Origin of the sequence: Metabacillus sp. Hm71, from assembly GCF_051842955.2 — a bacterium.
Taxonomy (GTDB): domain Bacteria; phylum Bacillota; class Bacilli; order Bacillales; family Bacillaceae; genus Metabacillus.
Window position 1 is genome coordinate 4,214,923 of sequence record NZ_CM200278.1, and the last position, 15,205, is coordinate 4,230,127.

Sequence of the window (15,205 nt, forward strand, 5' to 3'; positions counted from 1 at the left end):
TCTCCCCGCTATTTGAGTTCAACAATGGTAACCCCGGTTCCACCTTCACCTGCTTCACCAAAACGGGTGTTCTTCACACTTCGATGGTTTTTAAGCAATTCCTTTACACCTGTACGAAGGGCACCAGTACCTTTCCCATGAATGATCGAAACTCTTGGGTAACCTGCTAAAACTGCATCATCTAAGTATTTTTCGACCTTAAGAAGAGCGTTTTCGTAGCGTTCACCACGTAGATCCAGTTCAACGGATACATGATAATCCTTTCCTTTAACTGTTGCGAGCGGCCGCTCCTGTACTTCCTGTTTTGGACTTTTTATATATTGAAGGTCCTTTTCCTTTACCTTCATCTTTAAAATTCCCATTTGGACCTGCCATTCATCATCATTCACTCTTTCAATTAAGTGACCTTTTTGATCGAAGCTTATCACCTTTACTTCATCACCGGGAGTAAACGTTTGCTTGACTGGATCCTTTTTTTCAACTTTTTTACTTTTCTTAAAGACCGGAACCGCATCTTCTAAACGTTTTCTTGCATCAATAAGCTCATGCTCTTTTACTTGTGCATGCTGTTCCTTTCTCATTCGTCTTAAATCGTGAATAATTTTTTCCGCTTCTTTTCTTGCTTCTTCAATCTTTTCCTCTGCTTTTCGTTCAGCTTTTTCATATAAAGCATCACGCTTTTCATTAAATTCAATGATTTGCTGCTGCAACTCTATATGAAGCTTTTCAGCTTCCTTGCGGATATTTTCTGCTTCCTTCCATTCTTGCTCAGCTGTCTTTTTGCTTGTTTCTAATGAAGCGATCATTGTATCCACTTCTGTACGTTCATCGCTCATCTGTGCTCTAGCCATGTTTATCACATGTTCTTGTAAACCTAATCTCTTAGAAATTTCAAATGCATTACTTCGACCAGGTACACCAATTAATAACTTATATGTTGGGCTTAATGTTGTAATATCAAATTCAACACTTGCATTTATAACCCCGCTTCGATTGTAACCATAAGCCTTTAATTCAGGGTAATGGGTAGTGGCTACAACTCGTGCGCCTCTGTTATACACTTCGTCGAGAATAGAAATGGCCAGTGCTGCACCCTCCTGCGGATCTGTACCGGCTCCAAGCTCATCAAATAGCACTAAACTATTTTCATCAACCTGTTCAAGAATATCAACAATATTAACCATGTGCGAAGAAAATGTACTCAAGCTTTGCTCAATCGATTGTTCATCACCAATATCAGCAAATACATGGGCAAATACAGCAACTTCAGAGCCATCAAGGGCCGGTATTTGCAATCCTGCCTGTGCCATTAATGTACATAAGCCCAATGTTTTTAACGCTACTGTCTTACCACCTGTATTTGGACCCGTTATCACAATTGTGGTAAAGTCTGTTCCGAGTTCGATATCATTTGGAACCACTTCATCTATAGGCAAAAGTGGATGACGCGCCTGAAACAGCCTTATCACACCTTTATTATTGACGTTTGGCTTTGTTCCTTTAATTTGCTTGGCAAACCTCGCTTTTGTAAACATAAAATCCATTTCAGCTAAGCAATAAACATTTTGTAAAATGTCCTGACTATTTTCGGCAACCTTCTCAGAAAGCAGTCTTAAAATCCGTTCGATTTCCACTTTTTCCTTCACCTTAGCTTGTTGAAGGGTATTATTTAAATCTACAACTACTTGAGGTTCAATAAAAAGAGTTGCTCCTGAGCTTGATTGATCATGAACGATTCCGCCATATGATGACCGGTATTCCTGTTTAACCGGGATGACATAACGATCATTTCTAATCGTAATAATTGCATCGGAAAGCATTTTTGTTGCAGAAGACGAGCGAATCATCGATTCTAATTTTTCCCTTACCCTTGCTTCTGTTGTCCGAAGCTGCTGACGAATCCCTTTTAATGTATCACTCGCACTGTCAAGCACATAGCCATTATCATCAATGCATTGTGAAATGTTTTTCTCAAGGTCTTGCATGAGAATAATTTTCTCTGCAAGCACTGGGAGGTGATGCAATTCAATTTCCTCTTCAACCATTTTATCTATAAACCGCTTCATATTACGTCCTGCATAAAGTGTTCCGGCTACTTCAATTAATTCAGAAGCACTTAGCATTCCGCCAATTTTTGCGCGCTTAACAGCGGCTCTGACATCAACTAAGCCGCCAAGGGGGACATTCCCTTTTAACCGTAATACTTTGGAAGCCTCATCCGTTTGCTCCTGGGCAATTAGGACTTCTTCAAAATGGCTTGAAGGAGTTAACGCTTTTGCTTTTTCTTTCCCTAACGAGGATGAAGCATGGTTAACAAGCTGGTCTTTTACTTTTTCAAATTCTAAAACATGTAATACTTTTTCCTGCAAAACCGTAAACCTCCTAGTAATTGCATGATCGTTTCTCTTTAAAAGAAATTTTCTATGATATTGTCTTTAACTTAAAATCTTATTTCCAGATTTATTATGATGTCTATTTAAAAACGTCCGCAGCTTATTGATCTCCCATGTATTTATAACATTATCACTCATGATCCAGCCTTTTTTAGCAGTCGCTACTCCCACTCTCATATCTTCGAGCATATCGGTATTATGTGCATCTGTATTGATAACAAGTTTTACCCCTGCTTCTTGTGCCTTTCTTACATGTTCAGCACTTAAATCAAGACGATGAGGATTTGCATTTAATTCTAACGCAGTATCCGTTTCCTTTGCTAGTTGAATCAGCATATCAATATCCACATCATACCCGTTTCGTTTCCCGATAAGGCGGCCAGTTGGATGAGCAATAATGTCAACATGTTTGTTCTCCAATGCTTTTTTTAAGCGGCTCATAATAATTTCACGAGGCTGTGAAAAACTAGAATGAATGGAAGCAATCACAAGATCCATCTCACTTAATAGTTCATCATCATAATCTAATGTACCATCAGGCAAAATGTCCATTTCGACACCTGCAAGAATGGTCATATCATCATACTCCTCATTTAAGGCCTTAATTTCCTCTCGTTGCGCTCGCAGACGTTCTGGTGTTAACCCGTTTGCAACCTTTAAATAGTGAGAGTGATCAGTAATGGCAATATAGCTGTAGCCCTTTTTACGGCAGGCCTCCACCATTTCCCTTATCGTAAACGCACCATCGCTCCAAGTAGAGTGCATATGCAGGTCACCTTTTATATCCTCTAATTGAATAAGCCTCATTTCTTTTGTGAAAAAATCTACCTCTGTACCATCCTCGCGTATTTCCGGTGAAAAATGCGGAAGATTAAAATATTCATAAAATTCACTTTCTGTAGCAAAGGTTTTTATTTCATTTGTTTCAATGTTTTCTACTCCATATTCACTTATTTTTTCTCCACGCTCTTTTGCAAGCTGCCTCATCCTCACATTATGATCTTTTGAACCTGTAAAATGATGAAGAGTAGTGGCAAATTTCTCAGGCTTAACGATGCGGAAATCTACGTTTACTTCATAATCATAGCTTAATTGAACAGAAACCTTTGTATCACCATTAGCGATAATTGCAGATAAAGCAGGAATAGCTAACAGCTGTTCACGAACCTTCCCCGGTTCAGTTGTTGAAATGATGAAATCTAAATCCTTGATCGTTTCCCTCATACGTCTTAAAGAGCCTGCTTTTGAAAATCCTTTAATACTTTCACATTGCCTGAGATATGCTTCAATTTTCTCTGCAATGGGCAGCATAAATGCTAACGGAAGACGTTCAGGACGATTTCCCATTTCCTCGATCGCCGCTAATATTTTTTCTTCTGTTTTTTCCCCGAAGCCTGCCAGCACTTGAATTTTATTCTCCTCGCATGCCTGCTTTAAGGCTTCAACACTATCTATTTGTAATTCTTTATAAAGCTTGGCAATTTTTTTGCCGCCTAAACCTGGCAGCTTTAATAATGGCAGCAATCCCGCTGGAACCTCTTCCTGCAATTGCTCCAGAACTTCTGATTTCTCTGTTTCTATATATTCTTTAATAACGGCTGAGGTTCCCTTGCCAATTCCCGGGATTTTAGTAAAATCATCGATTAAAGCAAGGCTTCTATCATCTGTTTCAAGTGCATTTGCCGCTTTTCGAAACGCTGCTATTTTAAACGGGTTTTCACCCTTTAACTCCATTAATACCGCAATTTTTTCTAATAAACGAATAACATCCTTTTTATGAATAGTCATGGTTTCACCTCTACCTCATTAATCAAAATGATACAAATATTTTTAGAAAAAGTACAATTTTTACAAACATCATTTACCGAATAGAAAAAACTTCTCTATGCGTGAAGAGAAGTTATGACATGTACTGAATCCAGAGTTCATTTACCTTATCTGAAAAATACGGTGTATGATTGACGATCAAATTCGATAGCAATGATTGATCTAGTGCTTGTTGAAGCTGTTCAATTGGAATGAGCGCACCAATAAATAGTAAAATAAATAGCACGAGATAGGATTCTAAAAATCCTAAAATGGAGCCCGCCCATCTATTTAACTGCTTTAAAATTGGCAGCAATGCAACAAAATCCAGCATGGTGCCAATGATTTGCATAACAATCTTTGTTCCTATAAATAATATAACAAAAGCAACAGCACGGTAATAAGCTCCTTCTAAATTTTCACCATTTAGTAAGGTTAAAACGGCCGGACCATCACTTGATACAGGATACGGAACCCACAGCTTTAATTTCGGTGCAAGATCATCAAAATACTGATATGCTACAATATATGCAACGATAAACCCGGTCAAATGCACAAATTGGAGAATAAAACCGCGTTTTAAGCCGACTAGGATTCCGAATAATAGAATAATAAATAGTACTAAATCTAGCATTTCTTAGCTTCAATCCTTTTCTATTATTTGCTTCTCTAGTTTTTCATACTCTTCTTTTAGCTTTAAATATTCGTGAACTACATTTACTGCTGTTAAAACAGCAAGCTTATTTATATCAAGAGAAGGGTTTTTACTATTAATCTCTCGCATTTTATCATCAACAATTGAAGCAACTGCACGAATATGACTGGTGCTTTCTGCCCCTACAATTGAGAATCGTTGACCATATATATCTACTATCGTTTTCGATTTAGGGCGATTTGACAACGATAAATCCTCCATTTCCTGCAAATCCTACACCTTATCATAACATGAAGCTTTAGGAAATGGGAAGAAGATCGATATTTCGATTCATTTCGCACGATTCCACGACTATTTTAGAAGATGAAAGGATGTCAGGATGGCAAACACAGTGATTAAGGTAACGACTGATACAATCGAAAAAATGGAAGCGCACTATGCTTCTGTTAAAACAGCGAAAACCCCTCAAGGTGCTGTTTTTTCAGCAAAAGTGAATGGTTGTACCATTACAGCTTACAAATCAGGAAAGGTATTGTTTCAAGGAACCCGGGGAGAGGAGGAGGCGTTAAAATGGGAAACTCACAGTGAACCAGCTAAAAAACATGTAATAGCCTCAACGAAAAAAGCATCAATCGGTTTCCAGCCGCCAGCAAATATTTCAAGCTTATCCATTATTGGGTCTGATGAGGTTGGCACAGGCGATTTCTTTGGGCCAATGACAGTGGTTGCAGCATATGTAAAAAATGAGCAGATTCCTTTGCTGCAAGAGCTTGGGGTAAGGGACTCAAAAAATCTAAAAGATCCGCAAATTATCGAAATTGCTAAAGATTTAATTCAGACCATACCATACAGCTTACTTGTGCTTCATAATGAGAAATACAATGAACTTCAGCATAAGGGAATGTCCCAAGGGAAAATGAAGGCATTATTACATAATCAAGCCATCAACCATCTTCTTAGCAAAATAACTCCAGAAAAGCCTGACGGGTTATTAATTGATCAATTTGTTGATCCAGCTATTTACTTTAAGCATTTGCAAGGAAAAAATGTCGTTAGAGAAAACATTTACTTTTCAACAAAAGCTGAAGGAATTCATTTGGCAGTTGCCGCTGCTTCGATTATTGCCAGATACTCATTTGTAAAAGAGTTTGAACGTTTATCCGAGATAGCAGGTGTAACACTTCCAAAAGGTGCTGGGGCACAAGTGGATATTGCTGCAGCAAAAATCATTCAAAAAAGAGGCAGTCAATTTTTGGCCTCGATTAGTAAAAAGCATTTCGCTAACACGGACAAAGCGTTGAGATTAGCGAAAAAATAAGGAAAAGGGCTGTTTTAAAACAGCCCTAATTGTTTATCCACGCAAGGTAGCTCCAATTTTTTCTTCTACTGTCCTTAACACGTTTTCATGTGCTTTTGTTACTTCTTCATCTGTTAACGTGCGCTCAGGGTCAAAATAACGAAGTGAGAAAGCAACTGATTTCTTTCCTTCTTCAAGACGATCACCCTCATAAAGATCGAAAACAGCCACTTCTTTTAGCATGTTACCACCTGCTTGGGTAATAATCTGTTTAATATCTCCCGCTACAACATCCTGTTCTACAACAAGTGCAATGTCTCTAGTAATGGATGGATAACGCGGAATCACTTCAAAACGTGTTTCCTCAACCTCTACTGTTAACAGATCAACTAATGAAAGCTCGAATACATAAGTTTCTGATAGGTCTAACTGTTTTTGTACAGATGGATGAACTTGACCGATGAAGCCAACCAATTTATCACCAAGGAAGATTTCCGCTGTACGCCCCGGGTGCATGCCATCACGTTTTGCTTGCTTATATAGAATGTGATTTGTCAGACCTAGAAGATCTGCTAATCCATCAATAATTCCTTTTACAACATAGAAATCAACTGGCTTTTTCTCACCTTGCCAAGAATGTGTATGCCATAAGCCCGTTACTGCTGCTGATAATCGTTCTTTCTCAAGCGGCTGCAAATCCTTGCCTTGCGAAAGGAAGACTGAGCCAATTTCATATAAAGCAACTTGATCAATTTGTCTTGCTACATTGTATTTTAGCGCTTCTAATAAATTTGGAAGCAGACTCAATCTTAGTACACTTCGTTCTTCACTCATCGGCAACGCAAGTTTCGTTAATTCTGAGAGTTCAAGAGCATATTTTGCCGCTTTCTCTTCGCTCGTTAATGAATACGTGATTGCTTGATATAAACCAGTACCTTCTAAGTAGCGACGTACTTTACGGCGTTTATGTTGATAATCCGTCAGCTTTCCTGGGAATGCCTGCCCAACCGGTAATGTTGTTGGAATATTGTCATAACCATAAAGCCTTGCAACCTCTTCTACCAAATCCTCTTCGATCGAAATATCACCTCGCCGAGTTGGAACTGTGACAGTAATTGTTGAGTTGTCAACCTCTACTCCAAATTGGAGACGGTCAAAAATTGACTTTATTTCTTCAGCTGAAATATTCATTCCAAGAACACGGTTTATCTTTTCAACCGTTGTTTGAACGACTACTGGCTTAAAAGAGACTGATTGAACTTCTACCGTACCTTCAAGCACCTCTCCACCTGCATATAAGGAGATTAACTGTGCTGCACGCTCAGCTGCGGCTTTGACACGATTTGGATCAACCCCTTTTTCATAACGGGCACTTGCTTCACTTCTTAACCCGTGATCCTTTGAAGCAATACGAATTCTTTGTCCATTAAAGAAGGCGGATTCCAAGAGAATGGTTTTCGTGTCTGATTGAACTTCCGAATTTGCACCACCCATTACACCAGCTAAGGCAACCGGTTCTGTACCATTTGTTATCACTAAATGGTCTGTCGTTAACGTACGCTCTTGATCATCGAGCGTTACAATTTTTTCTCCAGCTTTTGCTCTGCGAACAACAACTTCCTTTGAGCCGAAGCGATCATAATCAAAAGCATGTAATGGCTGACCATATTCTAAAAGAACAAAGTTGGTAATATCAACGACATTATTATGCGGACGAATCCCTGCTGCCATCAAGCGAGTTTGCATCCATAACGGAGATGGGGCAATGGTTACATTTTTAATCACCTTTGCTGTGTAAATTGGATTATCTTCAGCTGCATCAACTTTTACTGTCACAGCATCCGAGGCTTTTTCACCAATGCTCTCATATGAAATTTCAGGATACTTCACATTGCGATCTAAAATAGCTGCCACTTCATGGGCAACTCCTAGCATACTTAGTGCATCAGCACGATTCGGTGTTAAGCCTAGCTCAAGAACAGCATCATCAAGATTTAATTGCTCAAGTGCATTAGCCCCTACTACAACATCGCTAGGAAATACAAAGATGCCTTCTGAATATTCCTTTGCTACAAGCTTAGATTCAATTCCAAGCTCCTGTAATGAACAAATCATCCCGTTTGAAGCTTCCCCGCGAAGTTTTGCTTTTTTAATTTTAAAATTCCCTGGTAGAACAGCCCCAACAGTTGCAACTGCAACCTTTTGGCCTTTATCCACATTCTTTGCACCGCAAATAATCTGAACAACTTCCCCATTTCCTAGATCAACTTGACATTTATTCAGCTTATCAGCATTAGGATGTTGTTCCTTCTCGAGAACATGACCTATAACGACACCCTTTATGCCTTCGTTTAATACGTCAACACCTTCTACTTCAATTCCGCTGCGGGTAATTTTTTCAGCTAATTCATCAGGTGTAATCCCTGATAAATCGACATACTCGGCTAACCATTTATATGAAACAAACACGTTCATAACCTCCTAATTAAACTCGTTTAAATTGTTTTAAGAAACGGACATCATCTGTATAGAAATGACGGATGTCATCGACTCCGTACTTTAACATGGCGATACGTTCTCCACCGATTCCAAAAGCAAATCCGCTGTATTTCTTTGAGTCAAAGCCAGCCATTTCAAGAACGTTCGGATGGACCATTCCTGCTCCAAGCATTTCAATCCATCCTGTTTTCTTACAGATATTACAGCCTTTTCCTCCACAAGAGAAGCAAGATACATCTACCTCCACAGAAGGCTCGGTGAATGGGAAGAAGCTTGGACGTAAACGAATTTCGCGTTCTTCTCCGAACATTTTCTTTGCAAATATTTCAAGAGTTCCTTTTAAATCACTCATGCTAATGTTTTCATCAACAACTAGCCCTTCTACTTGTGTAAATTGATGGGAATGTGTAGCATCATCGTTATCTCGACGGTACACCTTTCCAGGGCAGATGATTTTCACTGGACCTTGACCTTTATGCTTTTGCATTGTTCTTGCCTGTACCGGTGATGTATGTGTCCGTAATAGCAGCTCTTCAGTAATATAGAATGAATCCTGCATGTCACGTGCCGGATGTCCTTTAGGAAGATTTAACGCTTCAAAATTAAAGTAATCTGTTTCCACTTCTGGGCCTTCAGCAATTTGGTATCCCATTCCAAGGAATAAATCTTCAATTTCTTCAAGTACCGCTGTTAACGGATGGTGATTTCCAACTTTAACAGGTCTTCCTGGCAACGTCACATCGATTGTTTCCTGTGCCAGCTTTTGTTCTACAGCTAATTGTTCTAAATGCTCCTGTTTGCTTGAAATCGATGTCGCAATTGCTTCTCGCACTTCATTAGCAAGGGCACCCATTACTGGACGTTCCTCAGCTGAAAGTTTTCCCATGCCGCGTAAAACCTCTGTGATTGGGCCTTTCTTGCCTAAATAAGCAACTCGTATGTCATTCAATGCTTTTAAATCCTGCGCTTGTTCAACCTTTTCAAGCGCTTCTTGTTGAAGCTGTTTTAATTGCTCCTGCATGTTTCTTCCTCCTTTATTTGAAAAGCAAAAGCGCCTTGACCATTATAAGGAAAATAAGACAGCCATGAAGTAAAGGTATTTCTCCCTCATTAGTGGCTTATAACCTTGAGGCTCTATGCGCTGCAGCTAAACTTAAATACAAAGTCAAAAGGGTTGGCTTTTTTTAGCAAATAAAAAACCCGCCCCTAAAAAGGGACGAGTTGAATTCGCGTTACCACCCTTGTTAGCCGTGCACAAACTTATTCTTCGCACTGCTCACTTCATTTAAATAACGGTAAAAACCGGAATACCTTTACGTTTTAGAGATTTGATGTGAGAGGTTAAAGGTTTGAAAAAACTTTCCCACTAAAAAGCTCTAATACGGTCCAAGTATCAACTCGAGAGGTGAATTCATTTACTTTAGTCCAAAAAAGTGCTTTCAGTCTACGGCACTTTTTCCCTGATTGGATAAATTGTAAATTACTAGTCTCTGTCATCGTTTCTTTCATATGTAATTTCTATCTTATTATAATCAAAACAAATTGTTCCTGCAACCTACGCCCGTAAATGATAAAGAAGAATTCCTGCTGCAATGGCAACATTTAATGATTCTGCTCCACCATAGATAGGAATGTACAAGTTTTTGTCGGTTTTAGTCAGCAATTCACTGTCCACACCGCTGCCTTCATTGCCAATCACAAGACAAAACGATTCAGACGGCGATGCTTCACGATAGCCTACTCCATTTTGTAAAGAGGTGCCGTATGTTGGAATCTGCTTTTCACGATAAACTTCAAGCCATTCAAGTAAACTTCCCTTAACAATCGGCACATGAAAGATTGAACCTTGACTTGAGCGAATGACTTTTGAATTGTAATGGTCGACCGTTCCTTCAGCTAATATGATTCCGTCAATCCCTGCTGCATCTGCTGTACGAATAATTGTTCCTAAATTCCCCGGGTCTTGTACACGGTCAACGAGGAGAACCTTTTTCCACTCATGGACTGTATTGTGCGAATGAACTTCACAAATAGCTGCTACTCCTTGTGGGGTTTCTGTATCACTAATAGCTTTCATTATTTCCTTTGTAACAATCGTTATATTCAATTGATCGACATTCCAATGAGAAGGAAGTCTTGTCTCCTCGGAAACAATAAGATCTATGATGATTTCCTTCTTTTTTAATGCTTCTTCCACCAAATGCTGGCCCTCAATGATAAACGTGCCTGTCATTTCCCGTTCCTTCTTTGTATGAAGTTTTTTCCATTGCTTTACTTTTGGGTTTTTAACTGACTCGATGCGGTTCACTGTATTTCTCCTTTTACTTACATTCCATTTTCTCCTTTCCAATCATACATAATTTTCATGCATTTAACAAACGCTAATCCTAGCATTAAGAATAAAATGAGGAGTGAATCAACATGAATTTAAATTTACGCCATGCAGTTATTGCAAATGTAACTGGAAATACGCAGGATCAATTAGAAGATACAATTGTTGACGCCATTCAAAGCGGGGAAGAAAAAATGCTGCCAGGCCTCGGTGTGTTATTTGAGGTCATCTGGCAAAATGCTACCGAGCAAGATAAAGACGAAATGCTGGCAACCCTAGAACAGGGCTTAAAAAAGCAATAAAGAGGGCTGTTTAAAAACAAGAGGGTCAGACCCCCAAACACTTTTATGGAACCTTTCATAGCGGGAAGTTCCGGATATGTGTGTTTGATTGGAGTCAGACCCTTTTTTAAAGTTTTAAGTATAAAATTTTGTACTTAGTTTTAGTGTCTAGCTCCAGGCGCCATCGGCTCTAGGGTCTAGTCAAATAGGAATTGAAGGTAAAGAACACCTTCTATTCCTATTCGCCTTAGCTTGTCGCCGAATGCTAAGCGCCTTGCGCATTTCTTTTTATTCATACATAATTTTATCAACCATTTCACGGTCCAATCGCTTGATAACTTCTGTTATTAATTTTACTGCATTTTCATAATCGTCACGGTGAAGCATTGCAGCATGTGAGTGAATATAGCGTGTTGCGATCGTGATGGATAGCGCAGGCACTCCATTTGCCGAAATGTGAATCGCACCAGAATCAGTTCCGCCGCCTGGTAATGACTCGAATTGATACGGAATATTTAATTCATCTGCCGTATCGGTTACTAAGTCGCGCAAGCCTTTATGAGAAACCATTGAGGCATCATATAAGACAATTTGCGGCCCTTCTCCCATTTTGCTCGCTGCCTCTTTCTCCGAAATACCTGGTGTATCTCCGGCAATCCCTACATCAACACCAAAAGCAATATCAGGCTCAATAAGGTTAGCAGATGTACGAGCTCCGCGTAATCCAACTTCCTCTTGAACAGTACCTACTCCATAAACGACATTTGGATGATCTGTATCTTTTAAATGTTTGAGAACATCAATCGCAATTGCACAACCAATTCTGTTATCCCATGCTTTTGCAAGGAGCATTTTTTCATTTGGCATGACAGTGAATTCAAAATATGGAACGACTTGATCTCCTGGCATCACCCCAAATTCCATTGCTTCTTCACGACTGGATGCCCCGATATCAATAAACATATCCTTAATCTCTACCGGTTTTTTACGCGCTTCTGGAGGAAGAATATGAGGCGGTTTAGAGCCAATAATACCTGTTACATCACCTTTTTTTGTTACTATCGTCACACGTTGCGCAAGCATTACCTGCGACCACCAGCCTCCAACTGTTTGAAAGCGCAGGAAACCTTTGTCATCAATTTGGGTAACCATAAACCCGACTTCATCTAAATGTCCCGCAACCATTATTTTTGGCCCGTTATGCTTCCCAACCTTTTTAGCGACTAAGCTGCCTAGATTGTCAGTAAACACTTCATCAGCGTAATTTGTTATGTATTTTTTCATGACGTCACGAACTTCTCGTTCATTACCAGGTATGCCCTTAGCATCTGTTAAGTCCTTTAACATCGTTAAGGTTTCATCAAGCTTTGTCATTATGCAGCCTCCTTAAATTAACCATATCTTTACTATTATATAATAAACTGGCTATTTTAAACGAATAATCTACATCAAAAATGATTAATAGCCTTGTTTTTGTCTTTCATGATTAACCTCGTTTTTAGAAACATAGGCATGTTCAATTTGTTCCTTTGTAAAGCCTAGAAGATGACCCAAACACAAATATTCTTCAAACATTTTTTTATACACCTGCAATGTTTGCTGTTCTTTAAAAACCGTAATTGTTTGATACACGCTTAAAAATTGTTCAGTAACACTGCGCTCTGCATGGATTTCTTCAAGCTTGAGTGAAGGGTCGACATTTATTTCTAATCCTAATGATAAAATAAAATGAATTCCATCAACATATTCCTCCAAAATCACATCAATCGGTGCCGGCGCCTTTAAGCTCCAAAATTTAAAACATCTCGTCTCATTTGCAAGTTCCCCTACCTCTACTAGTAATGCCAGTATTTTTCGTTCAATCAGTGACTCATTTTCCAACTTGTGCTGTGTTTCAATTTTTGTATCCAGTTTTTGCTGCATGTCGAATAGCGATAAAAAATTCATTGTTTAATGCCTCCGTCCTTTACTTATGTACTAAAAAAATTATATCAAATTGAAAAAAACTTGAAACCTTTTTCTATACTAAGACGTATATATGGGAAAATTGCCCTCAGGAGGGGTTTACATGATTGTGCTTGTCTTACGATTATTGCTGCTAGCTTTCATTTGTTTCCTTATTTATTCGGGGCTTAAATATTATTTTAATCCGAAGAGAAAGCTTAAACTGGCACATGAACAAAAACAATTTTTCTTGTTAGATGAGAAAGATGTTCGAAAAAACTTTTTGATTACCTATAAGGGAGTATATTTTGAAGGGGAAAAATATGTTGGTACAGCTCCAAATACATTTGAGGTCATTTCTATTTTGATTTGGACGAACTCTATCCACAAGCTGCATGAATTAACCCGGGAAGATCTTTCTTATATTGAACAACAAGTAAAAGAAAAGTATCCGGTTGCTAAAATTGAATGGAAGAGTCCGATTAAGGAAGAATTGATTAAGAAACGGGATCTATAGCGGAAAACGAAGGGTCTATCTCAAAACCAAAAAGCTTATGAGATAGACCCTTTCAAAAGTTCCCTTCATGTTTCCCTTATGCTTTCTGTTTTACAAAGAAATCGCTCCATTTAATCAATACCTGTTTTTCTCTAAAAAAGTAAACAAGAAAAGCCAATACGACGAAAATAACGAGTAACATGATTGGGGATAGTGCTTGAAGCGAAGCACCTAAAAATGTAAAACAAAGCACAGATGGAATATGGGTTACTAACGAAAGCTTTGTGTAACTTTGAAAGGTTTTTGCCCTTTCGATAATGCATAACGAAATAAGTGAAAAATTAACAAAGGGAATCATCCGCAAAATCATAATTTGCCCAATCGATAGCTTAGTATATTCTCCAAACCATTTTTGTTTCATTTTAATAAAACGACTCATTAGAGCTGGAAATAATTTGGCCATCATATAAAAAGTAATACTTGAACCTGTAAGGCCGATCACCGAGTACATCGCACCTAATTCAGCCCCAAATATGATCCCTCCGCCTATGCAGACGACAACTACAGGGATCAACAGAAATTGCCTAATGAGATGCAACAATATAAATACTAACGGTGCAAAAAATCCAGTCGTTTCAATTGCCGTTAACATTGACGATGCAGCTAGTTCAATCGTCATCACCACTTTCTTTGTTGTCATTCCTGATGCAGCAGTGTGTCGATACCATTTTACGAAACAAAATGATCTTTATGCTAACTTAATGATTAAATAGATAAAAAGAAACACATGTAAAATAGTAATGAGCGGAAACCCGATCACAAACGAGGTATGTTTTGTTTTATGACGGAATCTATTCATTCCGATAAGTCCTCCTAAGGCACCGCCAACTAAGGCTATCCACCATAATGTTGATTCTTTTATTCTCCATTCCCCACGCTTTGCCTTATTTTTATCTGCACCCATTAAGAAATAATTTATAAGATTGATTAGCAAATAATAGCTAATGATGTAAATCATTATGTACGATCTTCCCTTCCATTCTTTTTACCTACTATACCATATGGAAACGAAAAAAGAGCTGCACCATTACGGAGTCAGCTCTTTAACATTCAATCAATTATTGGTTAAGTTTCGCTTTAGCTGCGTCTGCTAATTGAGCAAATGCTTTTTCATCTGCTACAGCTAAATCAGCAAGCATTTTACGGTTAACTTCGATACCAGCAAGCTTTAAACCATGCATTAAACGGCTGTAAGAAAGACCATTTACACGTGCAGCTGCATTGATACGAGTAATCCAAAGCTTACGGAAGTCGCGTTTTTTCTGACGACGGTCACGGTAAGCATACATTAATGATTTCATTACTTGTTGGTTTGCAACTTTGTATAATCTATGTTTAGAACCGAAATAACCTTTAGCTAATTTTAATACTTTTTTACGACGTTTACGTGAAACGATACCGCCTTTTACTCTTGGCATGTAAATTCCCTCCTATATTACGAT

At 38.6% G+C, this 15,205-nt stretch carries 15 protein-coding genes and 1 other annotated feature; of the genes, 3 read left to right on the forward strand and 12 right to left on the reverse strand.

Going from position 1 to position 15,205, the window contains the following annotated elements; translation table 11 throughout:
* Positions 1 to 8: 8 nt before the first annotated feature.
* From ACSVDH_RS20905 to zapA, 4 genes are all read right to left on the reverse strand, one after another.
* Complete coding sequence (locus ACSVDH_RS20905) at positions 9 to 2,369, reverse strand: endonuclease MutS2 (protein ID WP_439249936.1); 2,361 nt, start codon at positions 2,367 to 2,369, stop codon at positions 9 to 11.
* 66 nt (positions 2,370 to 2,435) lie between these two features.
* A complete protein-coding gene (gene polX, locus ACSVDH_RS20910; protein ID WP_439249935.1) occupies positions 2,436 to 4,181 on the reverse strand; it encodes a DNA polymerase/3'-5' exonuclease PolX in 1,746 nt (581 codons plus the stop codon).
* Positions 4,182 to 4,293: 112 nt separating this feature from the next.
* Complete coding sequence (locus ACSVDH_RS20915) at positions 4,294 to 4,833, reverse strand: CvpA family protein (protein ID WP_299089516.1); 540 nt, start codon at positions 4,831 to 4,833, stop codon at positions 4,294 to 4,296.
* 9 nt (positions 4,834 to 4,842) lie between these two features.
* On the reverse strand, positions 4,843 to 5,115 hold the full coding sequence (gene zapA, locus ACSVDH_RS20920) for a cell division protein ZapA (protein WP_439249934.1): 273 nt from the start codon (positions 5,113 to 5,115) through the stop codon (positions 4,843 to 4,845).
* Positions 5,116 to 5,233: 118 nt separating this feature from the next.
* Between zapA and rnhC the strand changes: the two genes are divergently transcribed.
* A complete protein-coding gene (gene rnhC / locus ACSVDH_RS20925) occupies positions 5,234 to 6,172 on the forward strand; it encodes a ribonuclease HIII (protein WP_439249933.1) in 939 nt (312 codons plus the stop codon).
* A gap of 33 nt (positions 6,173 to 6,205) precedes the next feature.
* Here rnhC and pheT read toward each other — a convergent pair whose 3' ends face one another.
* The 3 genes from pheT to ACSVDH_RS20940 all read right to left on the reverse strand — a co-directional run bounded on the left by pheT (position 6,206) and on the right by ACSVDH_RS20940 (position 10,958).
* On the reverse strand, positions 6,206 to 8,620 hold the full coding sequence (gene pheT / locus ACSVDH_RS20930) for a phenylalanine--tRNA ligase subunit beta (protein ID WP_439249932.1): 2,415 nt from the start codon (positions 8,618 to 8,620) through the stop codon (positions 6,206 to 6,208).
* Between the two features lie 16 nt (positions 8,621 to 8,636).
* Positions 8,637 to 9,671 carry a phenylalanine--tRNA ligase subunit alpha gene (gene pheS / locus ACSVDH_RS20935; RefSeq protein WP_299089524.1) on the reverse strand — a complete coding sequence of 345 codons (1,035 nt, stop codon included), beginning with the start codon at positions 9,669 to 9,671 and terminating at the stop codon, positions 8,637 to 8,639.
* A 188-nt stretch (positions 9,672 to 9,859) separates the two neighbouring features.
* Positions 9,860 to 10,156 (reverse strand) — a binding site (T-box leader).
* Between the two features lie 49 nt (positions 10,157 to 10,205).
* A complete protein-coding gene (locus tag ACSVDH_RS20940) occupies positions 10,206 to 10,958 on the reverse strand; it encodes a TrmH family RNA methyltransferase (RefSeq protein WP_439249931.1) in 753 nt (250 codons plus the stop codon).
* Positions 10,959 to 11,071: 113 nt separating this feature from the next.
* On the opposite strand from ACSVDH_RS20940, the gene sspI reads away from it, so the two are divergent.
* On the forward strand, positions 11,072 to 11,284 hold the full coding sequence (sspI, locus tag ACSVDH_RS20945) for a small acid-soluble spore protein SspI (protein ID WP_439249930.1): 213 nt from the start codon (positions 11,072 to 11,074) through the stop codon (positions 11,282 to 11,284).
* Positions 11,285 to 11,551: 267 nt separating this feature from the next.
* On the opposite strand, the gene ACSVDH_RS20950 is transcribed toward sspI, so the two are convergent.
* Both ACSVDH_RS20950 and ACSVDH_RS20955 read right to left on the reverse strand, forming a co-directional pair.
* On the reverse strand, positions 11,552 to 12,637 hold the full coding sequence (locus ACSVDH_RS20950; RefSeq protein WP_439249929.1) for a M42 family metallopeptidase: 1,086 nt from the start codon (positions 12,635 to 12,637) through the stop codon (positions 11,552 to 11,554).
* An 84-nt stretch (positions 12,638 to 12,721) separates the two neighbouring features.
* Entirely contained in the window at positions 12,722 to 13,210 is a 489-nt protein-coding gene (locus ACSVDH_RS20955) for a dUTP diphosphatase (RefSeq protein WP_439249928.1), read from the reverse strand.
* Between the two features lie 121 nt (positions 13,211 to 13,331).
* Between ACSVDH_RS20955 and ACSVDH_RS20960 the strand changes: the two genes are divergently transcribed.
* Positions 13,332 to 13,724: a sigma-w pathway protein ysdB gene (locus tag ACSVDH_RS20960; protein ID WP_366945160.1), complete on the forward strand. Its 393-nt coding sequence runs from the start codon at positions 13,332 to 13,334 to the stop codon at positions 13,722 to 13,724.
* A 76-nt stretch (positions 13,725 to 13,800) separates the two neighbouring features.
* On the opposite strand, the gene ACSVDH_RS20965 is transcribed toward ACSVDH_RS20960, so the two are convergent.
* The 3 genes from ACSVDH_RS20965 to rplT all read right to left on the reverse strand — a co-directional run bounded on the left by ACSVDH_RS20965 (position 13,801) and on the right by rplT (position 15,181).
* Entirely contained in the window at positions 13,801 to 14,403 is a 603-nt protein-coding gene (locus ACSVDH_RS20965) for a TVP38/TMEM64 family protein (RefSeq protein ID WP_439249927.1), read from the reverse strand.
* Between the two features lie 48 nt (positions 14,404 to 14,451).
* Complete coding sequence (locus ACSVDH_RS20970; protein WP_299089531.1) at positions 14,452 to 14,721, reverse strand: DUF1294 domain-containing protein; 270 nt, start codon at positions 14,719 to 14,721, stop codon at positions 14,452 to 14,454.
* A 100-nt stretch (positions 14,722 to 14,821) separates the two neighbouring features.
* Positions 14,822 to 15,181: a 50S ribosomal protein L20 gene (gene rplT / locus ACSVDH_RS20975; RefSeq protein WP_299089532.1), complete on the reverse strand. Its 360-nt coding sequence runs from the start codon at positions 15,179 to 15,181 to the stop codon at positions 14,822 to 14,824.
* Positions 15,182 to 15,205: the final 24 nt, after the last annotated feature.

What these genes read in the sequence shown, in the direction of transcription:
- polX (WP_439249935.1), bottom strand. Translation starts at nt 4,181, where the DNA reads ATGACTATTCATAAAAAGGATGTTATTCGTTTATTAGAAAAAATTGCG.
- ACSVDH_RS20915 (WP_299089516.1), bottom strand. Translation starts at nt 4,833, where the DNA reads ATGCTAGATTTAGTACTATTTATTATTCTATTATTCGGAATCCTAGTC.
- zapA (WP_439249934.1), bottom strand. Translation starts at nt 5,115, where the DNA reads ATGGAGGATTTATCGTTGTCAAATCGCCCTAAATCGAAAACGATAGTA.
- rnhC (WP_439249933.1), top strand. Translation starts at nt 5,234, where the DNA reads ATGGCAAACACAGTGATTAAGGTAACGACTGATACAATCGAAAAAATG.
- pheS (WP_299089524.1), bottom strand. Translation starts at nt 9,671, where the DNA reads ATGCAGGAGCAATTAAAACAGCTTCAACAAGAAGCGCTTGAAAAGGTT.
- sspI (WP_439249930.1), top strand. Translation starts at nt 11,072, where the DNA reads ATGAATTTAAATTTACGCCATGCAGTTATTGCAAATGTAACTGGAAAT.
- ACSVDH_RS20950 (WP_439249929.1), bottom strand. Translation starts at nt 12,637, where the DNA reads ATGACAAAGCTTGATGAAACCTTAACGATGTTAAAGGACTTAACAGAT.
- ACSVDH_RS20955 (WP_439249928.1), bottom strand. Translation starts at nt 13,210, where the DNA reads ATGAATTTTTTATCGCTATTCGACATGCAGCAAAAACTGGATACAAAA.
- ACSVDH_RS20960 (WP_366945160.1), top strand. Translation starts at nt 13,332, where the DNA reads ATGATTGTGCTTGTCTTACGATTATTGCTGCTAGCTTTCATTTGTTTC.
- ACSVDH_RS20965 (WP_439249927.1), bottom strand. Translation starts at nt 14,403, where the DNA reads ATGACAACAAAGAAAGTGGTGATGACGATTGAACTAGCTGCATCGTCA.
- ACSVDH_RS20970 (WP_299089531.1), bottom strand. Translation starts at nt 14,721, where the DNA reads ATGATTTACATCATTAGCTATTATTTGCTAATCAATCTTATAAATTAT.
- rplT (WP_299089532.1), bottom strand. Translation starts at nt 15,181, where the DNA reads ATGCCAAGAGTAAAAGGCGGTATCGTTTCACGTAAACGTCGTAAAAAA.